We start from the raw sequence: 2,654 nt of genomic DNA, 5'->3' as shown, positions 1-2,654 counted from the left end.
CCCTCCGGCGGCTTCGCCGCCACCTCCCCCGGAGGGGGAGGGGCTCAGGAGCATCCCGCGCCACCGGGCGATGTCAGCGATGAAGCGGGCAAGGGCGTTGCGGGCGGCGGGGCGCAGCTCGTCGGTGTCGAGGATCCGCGCGGCGGCGGTGGTGAGCGCGGCGCCCTGCGCGCGGGCGAGCTGGTGGATCTTGGCGACCGCCTTGTCGCCGATCCCGCGCTTGGGCACGTTGACGATCCGCTCGAACGCCAGATCGTCGGACGGCTGCGCGACCACCCGGAGATAGGCCAGCGCGTCGCGGATCTCGGCGCGCTCGTAGAAGCGGAAGCCGCCGACGATGCGATAGGGGAGGCCGATCGCGATGAAGCGGTCTTCCAGCTCGCGCGTCTGGAACTGCGCGCGCACGAGGATCGCGATGTCGTCGAGCCGGCCGCCGTCGCGTTGCGCGCGCTCGATCTCCTCGCCGATGCGGCGCGCCTCCTCGGGGCCGTCCCACACGCCGACGACGCGGACCTTTTCGCCGACGTCGGTCTCGGTCCACAATGTCTTGCCCAGCCGGCCGCCATTGTTGGCGATGACCGCGCTCGCGGCGCCCAGGATGTGGGGGGTCGACCGGTAATTCTGTTCCAGCCGGATTACCGCCGCGCCGGGAAAGTCGCGCTCGAACCGCAGGATGTTGGCGACCTCGGCTCCGCGCCACGAATAGATCGACTGATCGTCATCGCCGACGCAGCAGATATTCTTGCGCTCCTGCGCGAGCAGCCGCAGCCACAGATACTGGCTGGCATTGGTGTCCTGATATTCGTCGACCAGGATATAGCGGAACCGTTGCTGATAGGATTCAAGCACATCGCGATGCTTCTTGAGGATCGTCAGCATGTGCAGCAGCAGGTCGCCGAAGTCGCACGCGTTCACCGCGCGCAGACGTTCCTGATAGGCCGCGTACAATTCCTGGCCGCGCCCGTTGGCGAAGGCCTCGCTCTCGCCGGCGTCGATCTCGGCGGGGACGAGACCGCGATTCTTCCAGCGATCGATCAGTCCCGCCAGCGCGCGCGCCGTCCAACGCTTCTCGTCGATATCCGCCGCCTGGATCAATTGCTTGAGCAGGCGAAGCTGATCGTCGGTGTCAAGAATGGTGAAGTTCGATTGCAGCCCGACCAGCTCGGCGTGGCGGCGCAGCATCCGCGCGGCGACCGAGTGAAACGTCCCGAGCCAGGGCATGCCCTCGACCGCCTCGCCCATGATCCGCCCGACCCGCTCGCGCATCTCGCGCGCGGCCTTGTTGGTGAAGGTGACGGCGAGGATCTCGGACGGCCAGGCACGCCGCGTGGCGATCAGGTGCGCCAGCCGCGCGGTCAGCGCGGCGGTCTTGCCGGTGCCGGCGCCCGCGAGAACCAGCACGGGCCCTTCGGTCGTCAGCACGGCTTCGCGCTGCGGCGCGTTGAGGCCGCGCAGATAGGTGGGGTCGGTCGGGGAGGGGGCAGGCAGACTCACCGGCGAACAGGTAGGGAACGGCGGCGGAGGGGGCAAGCGATCCAAGGAACTTTCGGGCGTGTGGGGCGGTAGGACGCCAGCCGATCGGCGATCGAACAGCGCGTCAAAGATGCATCCGCCGGTCGGATCAGGAGAGATGCCATGACCAGAACGATGTTGATGATCCTCGCCGGGATCGGCGCCGGCACCGCCGCCCTGGCGCAGGAAACGCCTGTCGCCCCGACCGACAACCCCGCCGCGTCGGCCGCGCCTAACACCCCGGCGGACGCCACCACCCCCGATCCGGCCGCGCCCCCCGCACAGGCGGTCCCGCCGGCCCCGCCTGCGCCCGATGCGGCGATGACCCAATCCGCGCCGCAGTCCGGCGCGACGACGCAGAACCCGGCCCCGACGGGATCGACGGACACGAGCAATTATCCGCGCTGTTCGCGGGCCGTCACCGACAAATGCGTCAATCGCGGCGGTCGTTGATCCGTCAATCTCCACGGGCGGCATAGAAGCCGCCCGTGGGTTGCGCGGGCGCGGCCGCACATCTCCCCTCGACACGGGCCGCGCACCGCCGATAGACGCCGGTCGCCGCACGCTGAAGCGGCCGGAGATGGATATGGCGGACGGAAGCGGGGGCCCTTCGACGCGGCGCGTACTGGCGGCGAGCTTGGTGGGCACGGGGATCGAATTTTACGATTTCTACGTCTACGCCACCGCCGCCAGCCTCGTCTTCGGCGAACTGTTCTTCCCGAGCGCGTCAAAGGAGGCGCAGCAGCTCGCGGCCTTCGCCACGTTGGGCGTCGCCTTCGTCGCCCGCCCGCTGGGCTCGGTCTTCTTCGGTCATTTCGGCGACCGGGTCGGGCGCAAGTCGACGCTCGTGGCGTCGCTGCTCACGATGGGAATTTCGACAACTTTGGTCGCGGTGCTGCCGACCTACGCCAGCGCAGGCTGGGTCGCGGCCGCTTTGCTCTGCGTGCTTCGTTTCGGCCAGGGGTTCGGGCTTGGCGGCGAATGGGGCGGCGCGGCGCTGCTGGCCGTGGAAAGCGCGCCCAAGGGCTATGAGGCGCGCTTCGGCATGTTCCCCCAGCTGGGCGCGCCGGTGGGCTTCATCGCCGCCAACGGCCTGTTCCTGATCCTCGGCCTGATGCTGCCGGCCGACGACTTCCGCGAGT

The 2,654-nt window shown here is 69.3% G+C and carries 3 protein-coding genes; 2 read left to right on the top strand and 1 reads right to left on the bottom strand.

Annotated elements, in window-relative coordinates; genetic code table 11:
- Window positions 1-1,494 (bottom strand): ATP-dependent helicase (locus ACOJSF_RS06335; RefSeq protein WP_420141376.1); only part of this gene is annotated, 1,494 nt, incomplete at its 3' end.
- A gap of 141 nt (window positions 1,495-1,635) precedes the next feature.
- On the opposite strand from ACOJSF_RS06335, the gene ACOJSF_RS06330 reads away from it, so the two are divergent.
- Both ACOJSF_RS06330 and ACOJSF_RS06325 read left to right on the top strand, forming a co-directional pair.
- Window positions 1,636-1,965, top strand: coding sequence for a hypothetical protein (locus ACOJSF_RS06330; protein ID WP_420141375.1), 330 nt, complete (start codon window positions 1,636-1,638; stop codon window positions 1,963-1,965).
- Between the two features lie 133 nt (window positions 1,966-2,098).
- Window positions 2,099-2,654 (top strand): MFS transporter (locus ACOJSF_RS06325; RefSeq protein WP_420141374.1); only part of this gene is annotated, 556 nt, incomplete at its 3' end.

The organism is Sphingomonas sp. (genome assembly GCF_048594985.1).
Taxonomy (GTDB): domain Bacteria; phylum Pseudomonadota; class Alphaproteobacteria; order Sphingomonadales; family Sphingomonadaceae; genus Sphingomonas_I.
This window is presented reverse-complemented; position numbering and strand designations above follow the sequence as displayed.

What these genes read in the sequence shown, in the direction of transcription:
- ACOJSF_RS06330 (WP_420141375.1), top strand. Translation starts at nt 1,636, where the DNA reads ATGACCAGAACGATGTTGATGATCCTCGCCGGGATCGGCGCCGGCACC.